The organism is Streptomyces sp. NPDC008001 (genome assembly GCF_042958085.1).
Classification (GTDB): domain Bacteria; phylum Actinomycetota; class Actinomycetes; order Streptomycetales; family Streptomycetaceae; genus Streptomyces.
This window is the reverse complement of the sequence record NZ_JBIBIZ010000012.1, coordinates 153969-157553: the sequence shown is the minus strand read 5'-3', so window position 1 is coordinate 157553 and position 3585 is coordinate 153969. Positions and strand designations below refer to the sequence as shown.

At 69.9% G+C, this 3585-nt stretch carries 5 protein-coding genes and 1 pseudogene; 4 read left to right on the top strand and 2 right to left on the bottom strand.

The genetic code is table 11. The annotated features are described in order from the left end of the window. Positions 1–986 precede the first annotated feature (986 nt). The 3 genes and pseudogenes from ACFZCD_RS30740 (at position 987) to ACFZCD_RS30730 (ending at position 1984) form a co-directional block, all read left to right on the top strand. Positions 987–1379, top strand: a complete 393-nt coding sequence (locus tag ACFZCD_RS30740; protein WP_391836329.1) for a hypothetical protein — start codon at positions 987–989, stop codon at positions 1377–1379. Between the two features lie 67 nt (positions 1380–1446). Further along, positions 1447–1704, top strand: a pseudogene (locus ACFZCD_RS30735) (methyltransferase domain-containing protein); the annotation flags it as partial. A gap of 40 nt (positions 1705–1744) precedes the next feature. Next, positions 1745–1984, top strand: coding sequence for a hypothetical protein (locus ACFZCD_RS30730; protein WP_391836328.1), 240 nt, complete (start codon positions 1745–1747; stop codon positions 1982–1984). Between the two features lie 129 nt (positions 1985–2113). On the opposite strand, the gene ACFZCD_RS30725 is transcribed toward ACFZCD_RS30730, so the two are convergent. Further along, entirely contained in the window at positions 2114–2299 is a 186-nt protein-coding gene (locus tag ACFZCD_RS30725) for a hypothetical protein (RefSeq protein ID WP_391836327.1), read from the bottom strand. A 20-nt stretch (positions 2300–2319) separates the two neighbouring features. Further along, a complete protein-coding gene (locus ACFZCD_RS30720; protein WP_391836326.1) occupies positions 2320–2754 on the bottom strand; it encodes a hypothetical protein in 435 nt (144 codons plus the stop codon). 186 nt (positions 2755–2940) lie between these two features. Between ACFZCD_RS30720 and ACFZCD_RS30715 the strand changes: the two genes are divergently transcribed. Further along, complete coding sequence (locus tag ACFZCD_RS30715; protein ID WP_391836325.1) at positions 2941–3582, top strand: carbonic anhydrase; 642 nt, start codon at positions 2941–2943, stop codon at positions 3580–3582. Positions 3583–3585: the final 3 nt, after the last annotated feature.

The following is a 3585-nucleotide window of genomic DNA, read 5'->3' as shown; positions in this document are numbered from 1 at the left end:
GGGAAGACGGGCATCCCGAGAATCGAACATACTCTCCCCGCAGAGTCCAACGACCGATGCAGCCGGCGGATCGGGCGTATTGAGTGCACATCACCAAGGCGAAAAGGGATGAAGGCGAAAAGGGATGAAGAGGGGGGCGAGAAGCCCGCAAGGCGTCGGTTGCGGTGGCATGATCAGTTCAGGTCCGAGCGATCAGCCGATTGTTGAGGGTGCTACCGGATCGTGTCAATGGATCAAAACCGGCCAACGCCCCCGTCCTGAAACGGCCTTGGGGGAGTGGAATGGCAACCGCCTCCGGCCGTCTTCGTGCCCGGTCCGCCGGTGCTCGGGTGACGCCTGTGGCGGTGTGCGGACGGTTCCCGGCGGTGCTCCGGCAATGACCGAAAGGAGGGCTGCGGAGCCGGGTGTTCACCGGTCATTCACTGGACGCGAGTGCTCTTCCCCGGCTCCGGCCCCCGGCTCCGGCCCCCTTGGCGCCCCGGCTCTCGGCTCCGGCCCCCTCGGCTCCGACGGCGAACACGCTCAAGGCGCGGGTGACATGGGCCACCCGGCAGGTGCCGCACTCTGCGGCGCTGGAGGTAGAAGAAGTCCTCGACGATCGCGACCTGCCCGTGGTCGTCGAGCGCGACCACGCGGACCGCGTCGCCAACGCTGATGTGCTCGTACGAGCCGGTGCTGACCCCGTCCGGCTTGACGACCCTGTCGCGATGGAGGTCAGGAAGGGGCCCTCGTGGACCACCTCGCTCGAAAGGTGCACCACCCAATCCGCCATGGTTACCTCCTCGATCGTGGCCCCGGCGTCAGGCGGGCCTGCCGCCGGACACGATGCCGGCGGCCCGCCACGCCGCGAACAGGTCGTCGCACGCGGAACGGAAGTCGCGGGTTGTGGACGCAACGCTGACAGGCAGGGGTGCTTGCCGCCCGGGTCCGGAAGAACGGATGATCGATGAATGTTTATAAGCCGAGGTGTCTTCGATGACGTCCCTTTGACCACGCTTTTCCCCCTTCTCTCGGCGACTGGCGCCGACTCCCTGAGGGATGCCGCCCGCGCCGTCGATGCGGCTCGCGCCGACGGATACATGGGCACGTGGGAGTGGATATTGGACTACGCAGTCTTCCCAGGCCCGAAGCCGTGCACGCCCATCATCCTCGGCCTGGACCTCATTGAGGATGCGGGTGGAGGCGATCAGCTGGAGTTCCAGTTGTCTGTGGTGTGGACAGACTCAGGTCAGCTTGCCGTCGAGGCGGCGGTGAACGTGGCTTGCTCCGACGCGGCGGTGCGATACGGCCCGAAGGCGTTCACCAACCACTCCGCGCTGCTGATCGACCTGCCCGTCACCCCCAGACGGCCGAGCCGGACGATGTCCTCTTCGCGCTGAGCGACCTCCCGGAGGCGACAGCCCAGCCGCCCCCGCCGGGAGGGAGTATCAGCCGTATAAGACCGCGATGAGCGGCCAGCCATTCTCTGCGGTCTCCCGCGCGGTGCCCCAGCACCTGACCGGCCCGCTGGGCGTCCGAAGCGTTCTGGACCACGGCTGCGGCCGCGGCGCCGACGTCGTCCACTACCGCTCGGCCGGCCTGGACACCGGAGGGTTCGACCCGCACGACGGTTTCGGCTGGCCTCGCCCCGACCGGACCGGCTTCGACCTAGTCACCTCGATGTTCGTCCTCAACGTGCTGCCCGACCCCTGGCAGCGGATCCAGGCCCTCAAGGACGCGGCGTCCTTCACCCGTCTCGGCGGGCATGTCGTGGTCGTCACCCGCTCAGGCAGGGAGATCACCAAAGCCGGCCGCGGACGGCGGCTGGACGGCCCACCACGACGGCTTCTGGTCCAGCCAGAGCAAGGGGACCTTCCAGCGTGGCATCAATCCGGGCGAGATCACCGCACTCGCCTGCCGGGCCGGACTCGTCCCCACCGCCGGTGCCCCCGCGCTCCCGCTGACCGGCGTGTGCCATGCCGTCCTGACCAAGCCCGAGATGTGAGAAGTACCCGCTGTCGTCCCAACCGGGTACCGACTGGTGCATGCAGCCGCGTACCACCGAACGTACTCAGTCGCGTACGAGGTTGTGCACGAAGTCGCGTACCGAATGACGGCCGAAGCGACCGTGCGGTCAGCGGTTGCCCGTCCAGACGATCCGGTCGGCGAAACCGCCCCGTTCGCTCGCCTTGGCCTCGCGAAGCTTCTCCAGCTGATCTGCGTCGATCACCGTGTCCGCAGCCAGCGCCCGCACGACCTCCAGCACGTCCGCGAGTTCCTCAGGGGCCGTGGCGTCATCCCCGGCGAGGAACTCGGTCACCTCCTCGCCGAGCTTGTCCCTTAGCCTGCCGCGGTATTCCTCCGGCCCGCGATGTAGGTGACCGGCTCGGCCCCGTCCTCGCGGATGATCTGCGGAATCCGGTCCCGCACCAACTTGCCGGATGTGCTGTGGCGGTCCAACTGCTGCACCCATCGCCGCGGGGTGGTCTCCGGTCGCCGCCCGCTCACACCGCCGCAGCCCAGGCAAGTCGCCTCACGACCCGCCATGCGAACCGCCAATCCCACCCGCTCGGGAAGGGGCCTGCCGCGGCAGCTCGTCAGCGCCGCCCGCGCGGAAGCGGGCGACGGGTCCGCCCGCTGGCTGGGGCGGTCCCCTGCTGCGGCGGGACGGGGGTGGGTAAGGGGGGTGACGCCGAGTGCGGCGTCCCTCGCGGCGAGGGCCTGATAGCGCTCGGCGACCGCCTCGGCGCGTTCAAGGGCCAGCTGCTCGATCATGACCGTGTAGGTGCCCACTAGCTCAGCCAGTTTCCGGTTCTCCTGGCGGGCCTTGGCCAGCCCCTCGCGGAGCTTGTCGATCTCGGCCTCGGCCTTCTTGACGGGCTCGCTCTTGTGCCGGGCGGCCTTGAGCTCCGCCTGGTACCGGGCGGAGCGAGGGCAGGTGCCGGCTCGTAGGCTGCCGCCATGACCGAGACCCAGACCCCGACGCCCTCCGATGCCTTCGAGCTGCTGCTGGCCGGCAACCGGCGCTTCGTCGCGGGCACCCCCGAACACCCGAACCAGGATGCCGTCCGCCGCGCCGAGACCGCACCGGGCCAGCAGCCCTTCGCCGTGCTGTTCGGGTGTTCCGACTCCCGGCTGGCCGCCGAGATCATCTTCGACCGGGGGCTGGGCGACCTGTTCGTGGTGCGCACCGCCGGCCACGTCATGGGCCCGGAAGTGCTGGGCAGCATCGAGTTCGGCGTGGAAGTCCTGGGCTGCCCGCTGGTCGTGGTCCTCGGGCACGACTCGTGCGGCGCGGTCGGCGCGGCGTGCGCCGCGCTGGAGGACGGCATGACGCCCACCGGGTACGTCCGGGACGTCGTCGAGCGGGTGACCCCCAGCGTGCTGGCCGCCCGGGCCGCCGGACGGGTGGAGCCGGAGGAGATCCTCGCCGAGCACATAAGGCACACCGCCGACCTGCTGCTGGACCGCTCCCGGGTGCTCGCCGACAAGGTCGCCGCCGGCCGGACCGCCGTGGTGGGCCTGCGCTACCGCCTGGCCGACGGCAGCGCGGAACTCGTCGTCTCTCGCGGCCTCGATGCGGCTGTGCCCACGGCGTCCTGACCG

Bases quoted from the DNA above. Each gene is read 5' to 3' on its own strand.
- ACFZCD_RS30730 (WP_391836328.1), top strand. From the start codon at position 1,745: ATGTCGTGGTCGTCACCCGCTCAGGCAGGGAGATCACCAAAGCCGGCC.
- ACFZCD_RS30720 (WP_391836326.1), bottom strand. From the start codon at position 2,754: ATGATCGAGCAGCTGGCCCTTGAACGCGCCGAGGCGGTCGCCGAGCGC.
- ACFZCD_RS30715 (WP_391836325.1), top strand. From the start codon at position 2,941: ATGACCGAGACCCAGACCCCGACGCCCTCCGATGCCTTCGAGCTGCTG.